The sequence below is a fragment of the Synechococcus sp. BSA11S genome, assembly GCF_014224355.1.
Classification (GTDB): domain Bacteria; phylum Cyanobacteriota; class Cyanobacteriia; order PCC-6307; family Cyanobiaceae; genus Regnicoccus_A.
This window is the reverse complement of record NZ_VNWP01000009.1, coordinates 47,577-65,195: the sequence shown is the minus strand read 5'-3', so window position 1 is coordinate 65,195 and position 17,619 is coordinate 47,577. Positions and strand designations below refer to the sequence as shown.

Below are 17,619 nucleotides of genomic sequence, written 5' to 3'. Positions count from 1 at the left end.
GTCAGGAGGGCTACACGCGCCGTTGGCAGAGCTCCACCAACGTGAGACCGTCTAGGGGAACGGCAAGGACCAGGACCCATGGCTGGTGACCGAGAGCTGGATCTCCATCTCCTTGACGCGTGGTGGCGAGCTGCCAACTACCTGGCGGTGGGGATGATCTACCTGCGAGAGAATCCATTGCTGGCGGAGCCGCTCCGTCCCGAACACATCAAGGCCCGTCTGCTGGGGCACTGGGGATCCAGTCCTGGACAGGCCTTCATCTGGGCCCATGCCAATCGGGTGATCCGACAGCACGACCTCGAGATGATCTACCTCTCAGGGCCTGGGCATGGAGCTCCCGGCGTACTCGGCCCCACCTACCTCGATGGCAGCTACAGCGAGGTGTATCCCGACAAGTCGCAGGACGCCGGCGGGATGCAGCGCTTTTTCAAGCAGTTCTCCTTCCCCGGCCACATCGGCTCCCACTGCACCCCGGAAACCCCGGGCTCGATCCATGAGGGCGGCGAGCTCGGCTACGTGCTCTCCCATGCCTGCGGCGCTGTCTTCGACAATCCCGAACTGATCGCCCTGGCCTGCGTGGGCGATGGCGAGGCCGAAACCGGCCCCCTGGCCACCTCCTGGCACATCAACAAGTTCCTCAATCCGATCAGCGACGGTGCGGTGCTGCCGGTGCTGCATCTCAACGGCTACAAGATCGCCAACCCCACCTTGCTGGCTCGTATCCCCTCCGAGGAGCTGGTGAACCTGATGCGCGGCTACGGCTGGGATCCGATCCTGGTGGAGGGGAGCGAGCCGATGGCGATGCACCGCGCCATGGCCGAGGCCATGGACCAGGCGGTCAGTGCCATCCAGCGGGTGCGCCGGGAGTGCAGGGAAAGCGGTGAGGCCGTGCGGCCGGCCTGGCCGATGATCGTGCTGCGCTCCCCCAAGGGCTGGACCGGTCCCAAGGAGCTGAACGGCAAGAAGCTGGAGAACTTCTGGCGGGCCCACCAGGTGCCCCTGCCGGCACCGAACAAGGATCCCCAGCAACTGACCATGCTCGAGGCCTGGCTGCGCAGCTACCGCCCGGAGGAGCTTTTCGACGCCGGGGGCACCCTCAGGCCCGAGTTGCAGGCCCTCTCTCCAACGGGCTTGCGACGGATGGGCTCCAGCCCCCACGCCAATGGGGGCAGCCTGCGCCGAAGCCTCCGGATGGCGCCGATCGAGGCCCATGCCGTTCATGTCGAGCGGCCAGGCCAGAGTGAGCACGAGAACACCGCACCCCTGGGCGCTCTGCTGCGCGACACCATCGTGCGCAATCCCGACTCCCTGCGGGTGTTCGGCCCCGATGAAACCGCCTCCAACCGGCTGCAGGCCATCTATGAGGTCAGCAAGAAGGTCTGGATGGAGGAGTTCCTCCCTGAAGACCTCAATGGCAGCGAACTGGCCCGCGAAGGCCGGGTGGTGGAGATGCTCTCCGAGCACACCCTGGTGGGAATGATGGAGGGTTATCTGCTTACCGGTCGCTACGGCTTCTTCCACACCTACGAGGCCTTCGCCCACGTGATCGCCTCGATGTTCAACCAGCACGCCAAGTGGTTGGAATCCTGCAACCTGCATGCCACCTGGCGCGCGCCGATCGCGCCCTGGAACTGCCTGATCTCCTCCACCGTCTGGCGGCAGGATCACAACGGCTTCACCCACCAGGACCCCGGCTTCATCGACCTCGCCGGCAACAAGAGCGGTGAGGTGGTGAGGGTCTACCTGCCGGCCGACGCCAACTGCCTGCTGGCGGTGGCTGAGGAGGCCATGGTGGAAACGAATGTATGCAACATCATCGTTTCCGACAAGCAGAAGCATCTCCAGTACCTCACCCTCGAGGAGGCCCGCAGCCATGTGGCCAAGGGCATCGGCCTCTGGGACTGGGCCAGCAACGACGACTGCGGCACCGAGGCAGATGACCCTGATGTGGTGATGGCCTGTGCCGGTGATATCCCCACCAAGGAAGTTCTGGCGGCGGTGGAGATCCTGCGGAGGGAGATTCCCCAGCTCAAAATCCGTGTGCTCAATGTGGTCAAGCTGTTTGCTCTGACCCAGCCGAGCGAGCATCCCCATGGTCTCTCGGATCGGGATTTCGACAGCCTGTTCACCACCGACAAGCCTGTGATCTTCAATTTCCACGGCTATCCCTGGCTGATTCACCGGCTCACCTACCGCCGCACCAACCACCACAACATCCACGTGCGCGGCTACAAGGAGAAAGGCAACATCAACACACCGCTGGAGCTGGCGATGAACAACCAGATCGATCGCTTCAACCTGGTGATCGATGTGATCGACCGGGTGCCAGGCCTCGGCTCCCGCGCCGCCCACGTCAAGGAGCGAATGAAGGAGGCGATCCTCGTCCACCGCAACTACGCCCACACCCACGGGATGGATTCCCCTGATGTGACCGAGTGGCGCTGGTCGTTGCCCAGCCCGCTCTAGGAATGGACCCTCTGGCTTCCCCCGTGTCCACTGCAGGGTCGGTGCTGGTGCTGAATGCGGGCAGTTCCACCCTCAAGGCGGGGCTGTTTGCTGCTGATGGCCGCTGCCTGTGGAGGGAACAGCGCAGCTGGCAGCCGTCCTCCGGAGCCATGGAGCCGGTGCTCGACTCCTGGTTGCCCGCCGCCTGGCGCGCGTGGGATGGGGATCCGCTGCTGGCGGCCCACCGGGTTGTCCATGGCGGCGAACACTTCACCACTCCCACACCCTTGACTCCCGCGGTGCTCGACACCCTCGAGGATCTGATCAGCCTGGCGCCGCTGCACAACGGTCCGGCCCTGACCCTGATGCGCTGGCTGAGTCACTGGCGGCCCCAGCTCCCTCAGTGGGCCTGTTTCGACACAGGGTTTCACCGCACCCTGCCGCCGGAGGCCAGGACCTATGCCCTGCCCCTGGCCTGGAGGGCCAGGGGACTGCGCCGCTTCGGTTTCCATGGTCTCAACCACGAGCATGTGAGTGAAACCATCAGCCGTCGCTGGGCGGCTGCCCCGGGCAAGCCGACCGGACCGTTGCGCCTGATCAGCTGCCATCTCGGTGCCGGCTGCTCCCTCTGTGCGATCAAAGGCGGCCGCAGTGTGGCCACCACCATGGGCTACACGCCACTGGAGGGCCTGGTGATGGCCACGCGCAGCGGCTCGATCGACCCGGGGCTCCTCCTGCATCTGCTGCGGGAGGGTCTGACGCCCGAGCAGGTGGAGGCAGGGCTGCAGGGGGAGAGCGGTCTGCTGGGGCTCTCAGGCCTCAGTGCCGACATGCGCCAGCTGCGCCAGGCGGCAGCGGCCGGTCATGACGGCGCGCGCCTGGCCATCGCCGTGTTCCGCCACAGCCTGCTGGAGGGCATCGGAGCGATGGCGGCGAATCTCGGGGGTGTGGATGTGATCGCCCTGACCGGCGGCATCGGCGAGCACGATGAAGCTCTGCGCCTGGATCTGGAGGTCTCCCTGGGCTGGCTCGGGACCTTCGAGCTGGTGCGGGTGCCGGCGGATGAGGAAGGGCTGATCGCCCGCCGCTGCCTTGCGGCCCACAAGGCTGCAGGCGAGGCGATTCTCTGAGCGCCCCTCAGCGCAGCGGGCGAGAGGCGGGACGGGCCCGGCCGCTGCTGGCCCACTGCTTCAGGGCCTCCAGCTGCTCGCGGGCCGTGCGCGAGAGGGGGACGAGGTCACTGGCGGCCGCTATCAGGTCAGCCTCGCCGAACTCGCGATGCCTCGCAAAGGCCAGGTGCATGGCCTCCACCACGGTCTGCTCCAGTTCGGCGCCGGAGAAGCCCGCGGTGCGATCCACCAGCACATCCAGGGGAATCCTGTGATCGGGGCGGCGGCGGCGCAACTGCAGATCGAGAATGGTGCGTCGTTCGGAGGCATCGGGCAGATCGAGCAGAAAGATCTCATCGAAGCGCCCCTTGCGCACCAGCTCAGGCGGCAGGCTCTCCACCCCGTTGGCGGTGGCCACCACGAACACGGCCGAGCGCTTCTCCGCCATCCAGGTGAGCAGGCTGGCGAGCACCCGCTGGCTGGTGCCTCCGTCGCTGCGGCTGTCGCCACCGAAGCCCTTGTCGATCTCGTCAATCCAGAGCACGCAGGGGGCCATGGCCTCGGCTCTGCGGATCATGTCGCGGGTGCGGGCTTCGCTGGCGCCCACCAGCCCCGCGAACAGCCGCCCCACATCCAGGCGCAGGAGGGGCATGGCCCAGCTGTGGGCAATGGCCTTGGCCGTCAGTGATTTTCCTGTGCCCTGGGGGCCCACCAGCAGCACCCCCCGGGGCAAGGGCAGGCCATAGGCAGCGGCTTCGTCGCTGAAGGCCTGCCGCCGCTGCTCCAGCCACTGCTTGAGCGCCTCCAGGCCGCCGATGTCAGCGGGGCTGGCTTCGGTGGGGCAGTACTCCAGCAGTTCACTGCGGGCGATGGCCTGGCGTTTCTCCTCCAGTACCTCCGCCAGGTCCGGTTCCCCCAGCTGGCCGCGCCTGGCCAGGGCGCGCGCTGCCACCTGGCGGATGCGCTGTTCGCTGAGGCCACTGCAGCAGTGGGTGAGCTGCTCGAGCACATCGGAGCTGAGGGGGTGGCCGCAGGCCTGGCCGATGCTCTCGAGCAGGGAGCGGATCTCACCGGCATTGGGGAGGGGAAGGTCGAGGATGGTCAGGCACTCCTCCAGTTCCCGAGGCACCTGCCACTCCGGAGCGGTGATCACCAGCGTGCGGGGTTTCTGGCGCAGGCTGGCGGCCAGGTTGCGCAGCCGGCGGCCGATGCCGGGGTCGTCGCAGTAGCGGTGGAAATCGAGCAGCAGCAGGATCGCCGCCTGATCCGGGGGCAGGCTCTCGATCGCCTCCAGCGCTCCCATCGGATTGCGGCTGGCCTCGCCCTCGCGGTTCGGAAGACCCTGGAGCCCCTCGACGAAATCCCAACGCAGGAGTGTGCGCTGGCCAAGGCGCTGGGCGGCGCGTTGCAGCAGTGCGGCGATGCGTTCCTCTTCGGGGCTGCGGATCCAGAGGATCGGTGCCCGGGCCCGGATCAGCAGATCAAGCTGGTCAGCCCACGACTCACTCATCGCCATTGGCGCAGGGCCGACCAGCGAGGATCGATGGCCTCCGCCGCGCTGGGCCCGCTGGAGGCTGAGCCCTCAGGCTCAGTGGGATCTGGCGGCATGGCCGGACCGGGGCAATCGGGGCCACAGCGGTTCTGCAGGGGCAACTGCAGGCTGAGTTGCTCGAACAGCCAGCGGGCTGGATCGAAAGTTCCGCGGGGGTCCAGGCTCTCGATCAGTTCGTCACTGGCGGCGTCATCCCCCAGCTGATCGGCCTCGCCCAGCCAGAGCCGCTCCTCCCCGCTGAAGCGGAGAGCGTGGTTGTAGTTGCTCAGGCAGCGGTCGCAGCAGAGGGTGACAACGGTTTCGGCCTCCCCCTCCACCTCCAGCACGGGGTCGGCATGGCGGGCGCTCAGCCAGCCCCGCACCGGAGTGAGGCTCTCGAGATCCTCGAGCCGCTGATCGACGCTCCACAGCCGGGGGGCCTGCTGCGCGCGGAGTTCCTGAAGCGGCACAGGCCGCAGCCGGGATGGTTCAGGCAACGGCGAGGGACGCCGCCTCATCACTTCTTGGCCTTGGGCTCGAAGGGGAGGCGCTCCCCACCACCACTGCTTGCGGCCACTGCAACGGTCTGCTGGGTGAGCTGCTGATCGAGGATGTCCTGGAGGTTTTCAGGCAGAGCTTCCCGGCTGAGCAGGAACGTCTGCAGGGCCTGGAAGATGTTGGCCACCACCATGTAGAGCAGCACACCTGCAGGCAGGGGGAAGAACAGGAACATGCCGGTGATCATCACCGGGGTGATCTTGTTGGCCGTCGACTGCTGCGGGTTCGGCGGCATGCCAGCTCCCGAGAGAATCTGGGAGATGAACAGGCTGGCGCCGAAGGCTCCCACCAGGATGGCGATGTCCCAGTTGACGGCCCCATCGGTGTAGAAGCCCACCTGGCCCAGAGCCTTGATGAACAGGAACCCGCTGCGGGCGGCCAGGCCAGGCACGGTGGCCTCCACGGTGGCGTCACCAGGGGCCAGGGCCTCGATCAGCCCTGACTCGCTGACGCGCACCACCCCTTCACCCTTGCTCACACTCCAGGCCGGAACAAACTTGGCTCCGTCCTCGACACCCTCGAGCGCGTTGGCGAAGGGCTGCCCGTCCTTGGTGTGCAGGTTGACCTGGACTTTGTCTCCGATCCCCAGCTTGGTGCCGGCCTCGAGGCTGGCGATCACCGGCACGTGGCTGGTCTCGGTGATGAAGATCGAATGGCTGGCGCTGTTGAAGGGTTTGATCTCCACCGCGGCGATCTGGTCGGCCGGCAACACCTTCAGATTGAGGGTGTAGGGCACATCGGCGAAGGGTGAGCCGCGCAGGGTGGCGAACAGGGCGAAGAGGATCGGCATCTGCACCAGCAGAGGGAGACAACCGGAGAGGGGGCTGCCGAATTCCTTCATCAGCTTGCCCAGCTCCTCCTGTTGCTTCTGGGGGTTGCTGGCGTAGCGGCTCTTGATTTCCGCCTGGCGCTTCTGCATCACGGGCTGGGCGATGCGCATGCGACGGGCGCTGCGGATGGATCCTGCGCTCAGGGGGAACAGGGCCAGCCGGATCACCACGGTGAGGGCGATGATCGCCAGCCCGTAACTCGGCACCAGCCCATAGAAAAAGTCGAGGATTGGAAGCAGCAGGTTGTCGGAGATGTAACCGATCACAGCGGGGAGGCGGCGGAAGGGTGAGGGGTTGGCACAGTGTGCCCGAGCAACTGGTTGGCGCGTCCGCCATGCGGTGGAATCCGCTCGGAATGCGCTGGGCGGGCGATCTGGAGGAGGGGGTCAGGCACTGGCCGCCTGCGGGTCAGCGAATCCCTTGTTGTCAGCGGCTGTTTTGGCACCGCCCCTGACGGCCATCCGCTCGAGGATGTAGGCCTCGGTTTCGCGGAAGCGAGGCAGTGAGCGCATCTCAAGCTTGGAGCCGTCGTTGAGCACCAGGACCATGTCGCCCCAGGCGCCGAAGCCCCGTGGCACCGAGCGCACTTCACGCACCTGGCTGTAGACCACCTGGGTCCGATCCCGTCCCAGCCAGCCACCGCTGACCGAGATCCGCCGACTGGTGATGCGGAAGCGCAGCCACAGGGCCCGCACGATGGCGCCGACAGCGAAGGGGATGCCGATCAGGGTGAGACCGAACAGCAGGTTGAGGAGCAGATCTCCGCGGGCCGGGCCGCCTTCGTAGAACGTGGTCTCAGTCACCTCAACGGTCATGGACTCAGTCCTGCCTTGTGGAACAGCTCCGAACATTCTCCCAGCAAGGCCTCGGGACTGGCGTCGAGGCAGCCGGGCTTGAGGCTGATCAGCAGCCAGAGGCCATTGGGGCTGCTGGGCCAGTGGGCGCAGCGCTGGCACAGCCAGCCGTGCACCAAGCGCCTCAGCCGGTTGCGCCGCACCGCCCGCTTGCTCACCTTGGTGCTCACCACCACGGCACAACGGCAACCCTGCAGTTGATCATCCCCCAGTGGAGGACGCAGCAGGGAAGGCTCGCCGACCACGGAGCGCAGGACCAGGTAGGTGCCGTGAATGCGGCGGCCTTTTCGGTAGAGGTGATCGAAAGCCTTCTCGCCCCGCAGGCGCTGTTCCCTGGGCAGGGCCATGGGGCGATCCCCGTCGCTTCAGCCTCAGACGGCCAGGCGAGCCCGACCGCGGCGGCGGCGGGTGCGGATCACGCGGCGGCCGGTGTGCGACCGCATCCGGACGCGGAAGCCCGACACCCGCTTGCGCTTACGGCTTGTTCCTTCCAGGGTGCGCTTGGTCATGGTGCGTCTCGGCGGCTGGCCTGTTGTCGATCGATCAACTTAACAGCCAGGGTCAGTCGATCCCCGGGTCGATCTGGATCAGCCAGCTGCCCAGGTAGCCACCGAAGGGCACATCACCAGGGGCCTGGGCGAGGGCGTTGAACTGGTACATGCCGATGTTGAAGGGATTGAACAGCGACATGTAGACGCCGATGGTGCCATCAACTGGGACCGGACGTTCGGGGAAGATCTCGATCGATTTGCCGTTGCCATTCACTTCGATGACGGCAGGAATCGTTTCCTTGCAACGGGTGCGCGAGAGCATCCCACCTTCCTGCATCACACAGAGCTTGACTTTATCGGGGTCGATTTTTGAGTCGAAGTTATCGGGTACGGAAATGGTGAGTTTGAGCATGGCCGTCTTGCGATCCTTTGGCCTCAGGATCAGGTAATACTCCGACCGCTTCAGGCGGGACGTGTCGGTGACGAAGTAGTAGAGCCGGCGATAGTCCTTGTTGTTGTCCCAGCGGAACTCCAGCAGACTGGGGGTGCCCTGAGCCAGGACAGAGGTGGGAGCGATCCAGGCTCCCGCACCGGCCAGCGCCGCTCCAAGACCCATGCCCGCGGCAGCCATCAGCAGGCCGGCGCGGCTCGGCCAGGTGCTCCTCAGTCGGCGCAGCCGTTGTTGCAGATTCGGTCGGGTCATGAAGGAAAGGGAAGGGGCGGGAAGCGCGAAGCGGGCCCGGTGTTCTCAGGATTGTCGGCCCGCGCCATCGGGGCATGTCCCTCGGGGGTGCAGCGGCGCAGCTGTCAGTTGTGACCGGATCTGTCTGGCCGCAGCCGCGCCGCCTCCCTCAGGTACGGGTGCAGCGGGGGACGTCCGGGCTCCATCCAGGCGTGGGCCAGCAGGCGGATGCAGCGGGGCAGATCGCCGGCCACGGCCATCTGCTGACAGTCGAGCAGGGCGACCCCGTCCCAGCCCGGCTGCCGGCGGGCGACCGCGGCTGGAAAGCCGGCGTCGAGATCGGCGGTCACCGAAAAGGTCACGGACAGCATCTGGCTCCCGCTCAGGCCATTGCCGGCGATCAGACTGGCCAGCAGTTCGCTCACAGCCTCCTCGATGGCTGCGGTGGTGTTGGCCATCGCGGTGGTGGCGCCCCGCAGCGCCCGTAACTCCAGGGCCTCCGTCATGGCCGCCAGAGCCAGAGCGGTTGGCCGCACCAGGCCAGCTCCAGGCTGAGGGCCTGCTGCAGCCCCCCCAGCAGGTTGCGGCCAGGAATCAGGCCCGCCAGCCGTCTCTGGGGCTTGCCGAACAGCACGGGCTGGGTTTTCTCCTCATCCAGGCCGGCGAGCTGCGCCACCAGTCGGCGGGCGTGTTCCTCATCACCGAGTTCGTCGATCAGACCCAGCTCCATGGCCTGGGCGCCGCTGAACACCCGCCCGTCGGCGAAGCCACGCACCTCGCTTTCGCTCAGCCCACGGCCACTGGCCACCGCTGCGACGAACTGCCCGTAGCTGGAGTCGATCAACCCCTGCAGCAGCAGCCGCTCATCGGCCGTGAGGGCCCGGTCCGGCGAGAGGATGTCCTTGTAGAGGCCGCTCTTGACGGTCTCGAAGCTGATGCCGATGCGCTCCAGCAGCTTCGAGATGTTGTTGCCGCGCAGGATCACGCCGATTGAGCCGGTGATCGTGCCCGGGTTGGCCACGATCTTCTCCGCGGCCACCCCCACGTACACCCCTCCGGACGCGGAGATGTTGCCGAAGCTGGCCACCACGCGGCACCCTTTGCTGCGCAGGCGGCCGATGGCCGCATGGATCTCCTGGCTGTCGCCGACGGTGCCGCCGGGGCTGTCGATACGCAGCAGCAAAGCCGGGAATTCCCTCTCCTCCACTTGCCGGAGGGCCTTGACCACCCGCTCCCGGGTCGGGCCAGCGATCGCCCCCTCGATCACGATCCTCGCCATGCTCTTGCGGGACTTGCGGCGCCAGGGCCAGGGCATGCGATGCAGATCGGAATGGCTGGATCTTAAAAAGGTCACCGTCGGCCGCTTCGATGACACCCCCGCTGCGCTGGCTGTTGATGCTGTTGCCCTTTGCCCTCTGGGGCACGGCGATGGCGGCGATGAAGCCCCTGCTCGAGAGCGCCGGTCCGCTCACGATCGCCTGGATGAGGCTGCTGCCCGCTGGCCTGGCTGTTCTGGCTGTGGCGCGACTGCAGAAGCGTTCCCTGGGGGTGGCCGCCTCCGACCGGCCCTGGTTGCTGGCCTTCGCCCTGGTGGACGGCACCCTGTTCCAGGGCCTTCTGGCCCGTGGTCTGGAGAGCACCGGGGCCGGGCTGGGCTCGGTCCTGATTGATTCCCAGCCCCTGCTGGTGGCCCTGCTGGCCCGCGGCCTCTTCGGCGAAGCCATCAATCCGGTGGGCTGGTCGGGCCTGCTGCTGGGCCTGGCCGGCATCGCCTGTCTGGGGCTGCCGGCGCCACTGCTGCGCCACTGGTGGCTGGATGGACCGGAGGCTCTTGGGCTGCATCCCTGGAGCCATGGCGAAACCTGGATGCTGGGGGCGGCGGTGGCCATGGCCTTCGGCACCGTGCTCTGCCGCTACGCCAGCCGCGGCAGCGATCCGGTGGCCGTCACCGGCTGGCACATGCTGATCGGCGGGGTGCCCCTGCTTCTGGGTTCCCTGGGGATCACAAGCCTCGATGCCGCCGCGACTCCCTTCTGGCCCACCTGGAGTGCCCTCCAGTGGGGGTTGATGGCCTACGCCAGTCTGCTGGGGAGTGCCCTGGCCTACGGACTGTTCTTCTGGTTCGCCAGCCGCGGCGATCTGACCGGGTTCACGGCACTCACCTTCCTCACGCCCGTGTTCGCTCTGCTCTGCGGCCTGCTTCTGCTGGATGAACGCCTGCGGCCGCTGCAGTGGTTCGGCTCGGTGCTGGCGCTGGGCTCGGTGCTGCTGATCAACCAGCGCCAGCGATTCTGGCGCCAGGTCGTGCCCGATCCGGGGTTGCAGCCATGACGGCCCCCTGGCGCCTGCTGGTGGTGAGCACACCGGTGGGGGCGCTCGGCTCAGGCGGCGGGGGCGGCGTCGAGCGCACCCTCGAGAGCCTGGTGGCCGGCCTGATCGGCCGCGGACACCAGCTCACGGTGCTCGCGGCCGAAGGATCGCGGCTCTCCAGCGCCTGCCGGGCTGCCCGGCTCTGGACAGTTGCCGGAGTCGATCAGCCCAGCTGGCAGCACCAGCGGCGTGATGCCCCCGTCCAGATTCCAGCTGCCGGGCTGTTGCCCGCCTTCTGGCGCCAGGTCCAGGCCCATCAGGGGGAGTTCGATGCGGTGCTGAACCTGGCCTACGACTGGCTGCCGTTCTGGCTCACGCCCCTGCTGGGCACCCCGCTCTTTCACCTGGTGAGCATGGGGTCGGTCGCCACGGTGATGGATGAGGTGATCAAGGCGGTCGCCCGAGAGGATCAACGCCGGCTGGCTTTCCACACCAGGGCCCAGGCCTGCGATTTCGATCTGCCCACCCCGCCGCTGGTGGTGGGCAATGGCTTCGACCTGGAGGCCTACAGCTTCCGCGAGCGCTCCGATCCCCAGCCCCTGCTGGGCTGGGCGGGCCGGATTGCGCCGGAGAAGGGGCTGGAGGATGCAGCTGCGGTGGCCGCCAACCTGGGAGAGCGGTTGCTGGTCTGGGGAGTGCGTGAGGACCCGGCCTATGCCGCCGCCGTGGAGGCCTCGGTACCCCCCGGAACGCTCGATTGGCGTGGCTTCCTGCCCACTGCTGCGCTGCAGCGGGAGCTCGGCGGCTGTCGGCTGTTGCTGAACACGCCCAAGTGGAACGAGGCCTACGGCAATGTGGTGGTCGAGGCCATGGCCTGCGGTGTGCCGGTGGTCGCCTACGCCCGGGGTGGCCCCGGCGAGTTGATCGTGCCGGGGGTCACCGGGCTGCTGGTCCCCCCCGACGACGTGGCCGCGCTGACATCGGCGGCCCGGGGCGCCGCCGGGCTGGACCGCTCCGCCTGCCGCCGCTGGGTGGAGCGCCACGCCTCCCGGGAGGCCTTCGCCCGCCGGATCGAGGACTGGCTCCGGGAAGGTCTGCGCCCGGCCTAAGTTCGCAGCCACTCACGCGCCATCCGTGTCCCCTTCCCGTTCCCCGGATGGGGGCCGACCTGCCCCTGGCCACTGGTTCGTGCTGGGTCTCATCCTGGTGCTGGGCATCGCCCTGTTCCTCTGGCAGCTCGGCGCCACAGGGCTGGTGGATGAAACGCCTCCGCTCTTCGCCGCCTCCGCCCGTGCCATGGCCGAAAGCGGTCAGTGGCTGATTCCCCATGTCAACGGGCTTCCCCGCTACGACAAGCCGCCGCTGATCTACTGGCTGATGGGGCTGGGCTACGGGATTCCGCTCCAGGATCAATGGAATCCGCTGGGGACCTGGGCCGCCCGCCTGCCGTCGGCCCTGGCGATGATCGCGGTGATGCTCAGCCTTGGGCACACCCTGCTGCGCTGGCCCCAGACCGGCAACGGGCTGCGCTCGGCCTGCACCGCCCTGGGGGCGGCCCTGGCCTTTGCCCTCTCACCTCTGATCCTGCTCTGGGGACGGATCGCGGTGAGCGATGCCCTGCTCACAGGCTGCCTGGCTGTGGCCCTGCTGCTGTTCTGGCAGTGCTGGGCGGAACCCCGCCGCCCGGTCTGGGCGGGTTGGATCGTGCTCGGTCTGGGGGTCCTGGCCAAGGGACCGGTGGCCCTGGCTCTGGCGGGTCTGACCCTGCTGCTGTTCGGCCTGAGCCAGCGTCGCCTCGGGGCGCTCTGGCGGCGCCTGCGGCCGTTCCCGGGGCTTGCGCTCACCGCCCTGGTGGCTCTGCCCTGGTACGTGGCGGCGCTGGCGGTGGAGGGCGAGGCGTTCTGGAACAGTTTCTTCGGGTACCACAACCTGCAGCGCTTCACCTCGGTGGTGAACCAGCACCTGCAGCCCTGGTGGTACTTCGTGCCGGTGCTGCTGGTGGCCAGCCTTCCGTTCACCCCCCTGTTGCTGCTGGGATTGCTGAGGACCCCGGGTCGCTGGCGCCGATGCTGGAGCGAGCCCGACGCGCCAGGGGCCTCCCGGCTCCCGGGGGCGGGCTCCCTGGCCAGCTATGCCGCCTGCTGGCTGCTGGCGGTGCTGATCTTTTTCACGCTGGCCGCCACGAAACTGCCCAGTTACTGGCTGCCCGCTACGCCTGCCGCAGGCCTGTTGATCACCCTGGCCGCCGCCGAAGGCGGGCGGGCCAGCCGCTGGGCGCTGGGGGCCTCGGTGGCACTGATGGGGCTGCTCACCCTGGTGCTGGCGCTCTCTCCCCGATGGATTCCCCTGATCAACGATCCGGAGATGCCCACCCTGCCGGCGGAGTTGCTGGCCAGCGGCCTGGTGCTGCGGGCGGCGCTCTGTTTCGGCCTGGCCACCCTGGCCGGCTTCTGGCTCTGCTGGAAGCCCCGGCCCTGGGGGCTGGTCCCCGCCCAGCTGGCCATCGTGCTGTTCCAGCTGGTGGCGGTCCTGCCGATGTGGAGCCTCGGTGACGGGGTTCGGGGCCTGCCTGTCCGGACGGTGGCCGAGCAGGTGCGGCTCCAGCGGCGGGGCTCCGAACCCCTGGCGATGGTGGGCATCCTCAAGCCCTCCCTGCATTACTACACGCGCCAGGTGGTGCTCTACGAGGGCATTTCCCCGACGGCACTGGTGAACCTGGCCGATCGACTGAAGCGGGAACACCGCCAGGGATTCAGCCCCAGCTCTGCGGAGGTTCAGCCCACGGTGCTCGTGGTGATCGACGAGGGCACGGCCCGGCGGGCCCATTGGCAGGGCCTGGCCCCCATCGAGCTGGGCCGCTCCGGTCTCTATCGGCTCTGGCGGCTCGATCGGACCAGGCTGGAGCGGCGGGCGGCTGAGCTGCGGGCCCGGGGACTGGCGCCGATCTGGCAGCGTCCGGTGCCTGAGCGCTACTGAATTCCAGCGTCACCGGGGTTGCGGCGACAGAGGCCGCAATGTCCCCAGCGAGCCAGTTCGCCAGCTGGGGCGGGGCTGTGGCAGGCCGGACAGACCCCCAGCCCATGCACGTCCACGCGACTGGGATGGCTGGCCCAGACTCTGGCGGTGTCTTCACTGCCCGGCAGCCCGGTTGTGCTGGCCTGATGCTGGCGGAAGCGCAGATCACGGACCGGAAACCCGGATCCCCTCAGGGCTCCGAGCAGTTGGTGGCGGTTGTATCGCAGGGCTTGCAACCACTGGGGATGCTGGGCGCCCACGGTGAGCACGCCGCCATGGAGGCTGAGAGGGCGGCAGTGGGGGGCAAGCTGGTTTCCGGCAATCCGAGGCCAGGCCTGCCAGAGGGCCGCCAGGCTGCCCGCCCGCTGCCACTCGTGCTGCAGCTCCTCCAGGCAGGACGCCACGGGGACGATCGGCGCCGGCGGCGCTGGCCTCAGCACCTGAACGTTGCCGATCAGGCGCACCTGATCCCGTGGAGCCCTGCCCATCCAACGAGGTTAGGCAGCCAGGGGTGCGGGCAACCGTCCGTGGTCCCACGGTCCACAGCGGCTACCCTCCGAATTGCTCCCGCCTCGACCCATGGGCTTCTTCGACCGGCTCAGCCGCCTGCTGCGGGCCAATCTCAACGATCTGGTCAGCAAGGCCGAGGATCCCGCCAAGATTCTCGATCAGTCCGTGGCGGACATGCAGTCCGACCTGGTGAAGCTTCGCCAGGCCGTGGCCACCGCCATCGCCAGCCAGAAGCGGATCCAGAATCAGGCCGACCAGGCCGAATCCCAGAGCAGGACCTGGTATGAGCGGGCCGAGCTGGCCCTGAAGAAAGGTGAGGAAGATCTCGCCCGCGAGGCCCTCAGCCGCCGCAAGACCTACCAGGAGACGGCCACCGCTCTCAACAACCAGCTCAGCAGTCAGGTCGGCCAGGTTGACACCCTCAAGCGCAGCCTCACGGCGCTCGAGGGCAAGATCGCCGAAGCCAAGACCAAAAAAGACATGCTCAAGGCCCGCGCCCAGGCGGCCCAGGCCCAGGAGCAGCTCCAGAGCGCCGTCGGCAACCTCGGCACCAACTCCTCGATGGCGGCCTTCGAGCAGATGGAGGAGAAGGTCCAGGCTCTCGAGGCCCGCAGCCAGGCTGCAGCCGAACTGGCTGGCGCCGATCTCGAGAGCCAGTTCGCTGCTCTTGAGGGAGGCAGCGATGTGGATGATGAACTCGCCGCGCTCCGCAACCGCCTGGAGGGGGGTGCCGCCTCCGAACAGCTTCTTCCGGTCAACGCGGAAACGCCCAAGCTGGAGCCTGTCCAGGCGGCCCAGGTGGACGCGGAACTCGAGGAGCTCAAGCGCTCGATCGACAAGCTCTGAGCCCTGGGGGCGGATTCTCCCCCCGGTGCTCGCTGCTCACCTCCATACAATTCCTGCAGCTGATCCGGGTCCGTGGCCGTTGCCGTTTTCACCGATGCCAACTTCGAGGCCGACGTGCTTTCTGCCTCCGGCGCGGTTCTGGTCGACGTGTGGGCCTCCTGGTGCGGCCCCTGCCGTCTGATGGCTCCCCTGATGGACTGGGCCGCCGCCGAGTACGGCGTGCGTCTGGCGGTGGGCAAGCTCGAGGCCGATCCCAATCCCGTCGTTCGCGACAGCCAGAAGATCCAGGGTCTACCCACCCTGATTCTCTTCCGGGACGGCAAGGAACTGGCTCGCCATGAAGGCGCCATGGCCAAACCCCAGCTCAAGGCCTTCCTGGATGCCCATCTCTGAGCGGGTCGCCCGGCTTGGGCAGGGGGTCTTCGCTCGCAACGACCGCCGCAAGATCGCCTACGCCCAGGGTCTGCTGAACCCGGAACTGGCCCGGGGGCTGGCCCCGCTGCTCGATCTTTCTCTCGGCTCCACCGATCTGGCTCCACCGCCCGTGGCGCTTGAGGCCATGGCCGCGGCCCTGAGCCGGCCGAGCAGCGCCTCGTACTGCCTCCATGGCGCCACCCTGCCGTTCCGCGAGGCGGTGGCGGCCTGGGCTCAGCGTCGCTTCGGCGTGGCCGTGGATCCCGAACGTGAGGTGCTGCTGCTGGTGGGCTCCCAGGAGGGAACGGCCCACCTGCCCCTGGCGGTCCTCAACCCCGGCGAGTCGGCACTGCTGCTGGATCCCTACTACCCCTCCCACCGGGGTGGGCTTCACCTGGCCTCGGCCCAGACCACGTTGCTGCCCCTGCACGCCGATCAGGGCTGGCGGCCCCGCTTCGAGACGATCCCCCTGGCCACCTGGGATCAGCTGCGACTGATGGTGCTGGGCTTTCCCCACAACCCCACCGCCACCGTGGGGGAGCAGGAGTGGTTGGATCAGGCCGTCGAGCGGGCCCAGCGCCATGGCTTCGTGCTGGCGCACGACAACCCCTACGTGGACCTTGCCCTTGAAGGTGAGGCCCCGGCGTTGCTGCGCAATTCCCACTGGCGCAGCTGCGGCATCGAGTTCTTCTCCTTCTCGAAGAGCTGGTGCCTCGGTGGCTTTCGCCTGGCTTTCGCCATCGGCGCCGAGCCCCTGATCACCGCCCTGCGTCAGCTCAAGGGGGTGGTGGATTTCAACCAGTCGCTGGCGCTGCAGGCCGGGGCGATCGCTTCCCTGGAGCAGGCCCCCCAGTGGCCGGCGCAGCTGCGGGAGGTGTACCGGGTCCGCCGCGACCGGATGGCCGCGGCCCTCGAGGCCCAGGGGTGGGCGGTGCAGCGGCCCTCGATGGCGCTCTACCTCTGGCTGAGCCTGCCTGAGCCGGCCCGGGCCCGGGGGCTGGATTCAGAGTCGTTCTGCGCAGCCCTGCTCGAGGGCACCGGCGTGGCCCTGACCCCCGGCAACGGCTTCGGCCCCAGCGGGGAGGGCTGGATGCGGTTGGCGCTGGTGCACCCGGTGGAGCAGCTGGAGGCGGGCGCCGGCAGGGTCGGCACCTGGCTGCACTCCATCGATGCTGACTGAGCACCAACCGTTGAAGGGGGCATGATCGGCCGGATTCAGGCGGCCCGGCTGCAGCTGAGCTCCCGGGAAGCTCCCCAGCCCTCACGGCCACCGGCGCTGCCCTGGCGGTTGATCTGGCTGCCCTGTTGCGGCAGCACCGAACAACGGCTCGAGCAGCGGTTGGCAGTGGGCGAGCGGCCACCTCTGGCGGTGCTGGCCGGTCGCCAGCGCTTCGGCCATGGCCAGAGGGGCAGGCCCTGGGTCTCCCCGCCGGGTGGCGTCTGGATCAGCGCGGCGCTGCCCTGGCCGCCGGATTCTGCCAACGCTGCTGCACTGGGACTGGCGGCGGCGGTGGGCCTGGCCCTGCAGCTCGAAGCGCTCGGACTGAGCGTTCAACTCAAGTGGCCCAACGACCTGCTGGTGGACGGTCGCAAGCTGGCGGGCCTGCTGCCGCGACTCAGCCTGCGCGGAACCACGATTCGCCTGGCCAGGGTGGGCATCGGCCTCAATGGCCGCAACCGGGTGCCGCTCGGGGCCATCAGCCTGCGCGAGGTCCTGGGGCGTCGCACCCTGGCCAGCGGGGTGCCTGCCCTGACGGCCCGGGTGCTGGCCGCGTTGGAATGGGCCGTGTTCCGGAGCACCAGTCCCGACTTGGTGCGCGCCATGGCGGAGCACCGCTTGCTCGTGCCCGCCGACGGGGTGGTGCACCGCCAGGCGCGCTGGCATGTGGAGGGCTTGAGCGTGGACGGCGGCCTGCTGCTGAGCCGACCGGGCGAGCGGACCCTGCTCTGGCGCAGCTTCTGACCGGCCGCTGGAGCGCCAGACAGTTCCGTGGCTGCCCACCGCCAGGCTTTTCTAAGCTTCA

The 17,619-nt window shown here is 68.2% G+C and carries 19 protein-coding genes; 9 read left to right on the top strand and 10 right to left on the bottom strand.

What is annotated here, in order from left to right; all coding sequences use genetic code 11:
* Positions 1-78 precede the first annotated feature (78 nt).
* A complete protein-coding gene (locus FPZ61_RS09640; RefSeq protein ID WP_185465970.1) occupies positions 79-2,466 on the top strand; it encodes a phosphoketolase in 2,388 nt (795 codons plus the stop codon).
* A 23-nt stretch (positions 2,467-2,489) separates the two neighbouring features.
* Positions 2,490-3,575 carry an acetate/propionate family kinase gene (locus FPZ61_RS09635; RefSeq protein ID WP_370593408.1) on the top strand — a complete coding sequence of 362 codons (1,086 nt, stop codon included), beginning with the start codon at positions 2,490-2,492 and terminating at the stop codon, positions 3,573-3,575.
* A gap of 7 nt (positions 3,576-3,582) precedes the next feature.
* Here FPZ61_RS09635 and FPZ61_RS09630 read toward each other — a convergent pair whose 3' ends face one another.
* From FPZ61_RS09630 to sppA, 9 genes are all read right to left on the bottom strand, one after another.
* Positions 3,583-5,064: an AAA family ATPase gene (locus FPZ61_RS09630; protein WP_185465966.1), complete on the bottom strand. Its 1,482-nt coding sequence runs from the start codon at positions 5,062-5,064 to the stop codon at positions 3,583-3,585.
* Positions 5,061-5,582 (bottom strand): DUF177 domain-containing protein, encoded by a 522-nt coding sequence (locus FPZ61_RS09625; RefSeq protein ID WP_255441511.1) that lies wholly within the window; start codon positions 5,580-5,582, stop codon positions 5,061-5,063. The genes FPZ61_RS09630 and FPZ61_RS09625 overlap by 4 nt, the downstream gene beginning before the upstream one ends.
* 20 nt (positions 5,583-5,602) lie before the next feature.
* Positions 5,603-6,739, bottom strand: a complete 1,137-nt coding sequence (gene yidC, locus FPZ61_RS09620) for a membrane protein insertase YidC (RefSeq protein ID WP_185465962.1) — start codon at positions 6,737-6,739, stop codon at positions 5,603-5,605.
* Between the two features lie 120 nt (positions 6,740-6,859).
* Complete coding sequence (locus FPZ61_RS09615; RefSeq protein WP_185465961.1) at positions 6,860-7,288, bottom strand: PH domain-containing protein; 429 nt, start codon at positions 7,286-7,288, stop codon at positions 6,860-6,862.
* Positions 7,285-7,674, bottom strand: coding sequence for a ribonuclease P protein component (rnpA, locus tag FPZ61_RS09610; RefSeq protein WP_185465959.1), 390 nt, complete (start codon positions 7,672-7,674; stop codon positions 7,285-7,287). Before rnpA ends, FPZ61_RS09615 begins: the two co-directional genes overlap by 4 nt.
* Positions 7,675-7,698: 24 nt before the next feature.
* Positions 7,699-7,836 (bottom strand): 50S ribosomal protein L34, encoded by a 138-nt coding sequence (gene rpmH, locus FPZ61_RS09605; RefSeq protein ID WP_006170261.1) that lies wholly within the window; start codon positions 7,834-7,836, stop codon positions 7,699-7,701.
* Between the two features lie 52 nt (positions 7,837-7,888).
* Positions 7,889-8,521 carry a DUF2808 domain-containing protein gene (locus FPZ61_RS09600; RefSeq protein ID WP_185465957.1) on the bottom strand — a complete coding sequence of 211 codons (633 nt, stop codon included), beginning with the start codon at positions 8,519-8,521 and terminating at the stop codon, positions 7,889-7,891.
* 104 nt (positions 8,522-8,625) lie between these two features.
* A complete protein-coding gene (gene aroH, locus FPZ61_RS09595) occupies positions 8,626-9,006 on the bottom strand; it encodes a chorismate mutase (RefSeq protein ID WP_185466095.1) in 381 nt (126 codons plus the stop codon).
* The gene (gene sppA, locus FPZ61_RS09590) at positions 9,003-9,815 is read right to left on the bottom strand and encodes a signal peptide peptidase SppA (RefSeq protein ID WP_185465955.1); all 813 of its coding nucleotides are present in this window, start codon (positions 9,813-9,815) and stop codon (positions 9,003-9,005) included. Before sppA ends, aroH begins: the two co-directional genes overlap by 4 nt.
* Before the next feature lie 53 nt (positions 9,816-9,868).
* Between sppA and FPZ61_RS09585 the strand changes: the two genes are divergently transcribed.
* The 3 genes from FPZ61_RS09585 to FPZ61_RS09575 all read left to right on the top strand — a co-directional run bounded on the left by FPZ61_RS09585 (position 9,869) and on the right by FPZ61_RS09575 (position 13,786).
* Positions 9,869-10,831, top strand: coding sequence for a DMT family transporter (locus FPZ61_RS09585; RefSeq protein ID WP_185465953.1), 963 nt, complete (start codon positions 9,869-9,871; stop codon positions 10,829-10,831).
* Positions 10,828-11,919: a glycosyltransferase family 4 protein gene (locus FPZ61_RS09580; RefSeq protein WP_185465951.1), complete on the top strand. Its 1,092-nt coding sequence runs from the start codon at positions 10,828-10,830 to the stop codon at positions 11,917-11,919. The genes FPZ61_RS09585 and FPZ61_RS09580 overlap by 4 nt, the downstream gene beginning before the upstream one ends.
* Positions 11,920-11,998: 79 nt before the next feature.
* Complete coding sequence (locus tag FPZ61_RS09575; RefSeq protein ID WP_185466093.1) at positions 11,999-13,786, top strand: glycosyltransferase family 39 protein; 1,788 nt, start codon at positions 11,999-12,001, stop codon at positions 13,784-13,786.
* On the opposite strand, the gene FPZ61_RS09570 is transcribed toward FPZ61_RS09575, so the two are convergent.
* Positions 13,780-14,313 carry a DUF721 domain-containing protein gene (locus FPZ61_RS09570; RefSeq protein WP_185465949.1) on the bottom strand — a complete coding sequence of 178 codons (534 nt, stop codon included), beginning with the start codon at positions 14,311-14,313 and terminating at the stop codon, positions 13,780-13,782. The two genes, FPZ61_RS09575 and FPZ61_RS09570, sit on opposite strands and share 7 nt — an antisense overlap.
* A gap of 91 nt (positions 14,314-14,404) precedes the next feature.
* Between FPZ61_RS09570 and FPZ61_RS09565 the strand changes: the two genes are divergently transcribed.
* The 4 genes from FPZ61_RS09565 (at position 14,405) to FPZ61_RS09550 (ending at position 17,558) form a co-directional block, all read left to right on the top strand.
* Positions 14,405-15,181 carry a PspA/IM30 family protein gene (locus FPZ61_RS09565; RefSeq protein ID WP_185465947.1) on the top strand — a complete coding sequence of 259 codons (777 nt, stop codon included), beginning with the start codon at positions 14,405-14,407 and terminating at the stop codon, positions 15,179-15,181.
* A gap of 72 nt (positions 15,182-15,253) precedes the next feature.
* The gene (locus FPZ61_RS09560) at positions 15,254-15,574 is read left to right on the top strand and encodes a thioredoxin domain-containing protein (protein WP_185465945.1); all 321 of its coding nucleotides are present in this window, start codon (positions 15,254-15,256) and stop codon (positions 15,572-15,574) included.
* A complete protein-coding gene (locus FPZ61_RS09555) occupies positions 15,561-16,775 on the top strand; it encodes an aminotransferase class I/II-fold pyridoxal phosphate-dependent enzyme (protein ID WP_185465943.1) in 1,215 nt (404 codons plus the stop codon). The genes FPZ61_RS09560 and FPZ61_RS09555 overlap by 14 nt, the downstream gene beginning before the upstream one ends.
* 21 nt (positions 16,776-16,796) lie before the next feature.
* A complete protein-coding gene (locus FPZ61_RS09550) occupies positions 16,797-17,558 on the top strand; it encodes a biotin--[acetyl-CoA-carboxylase] ligase (RefSeq protein ID WP_185465941.1) in 762 nt (253 codons plus the stop codon).
* Positions 17,559-17,619 lie beyond the last annotated feature (61 nt).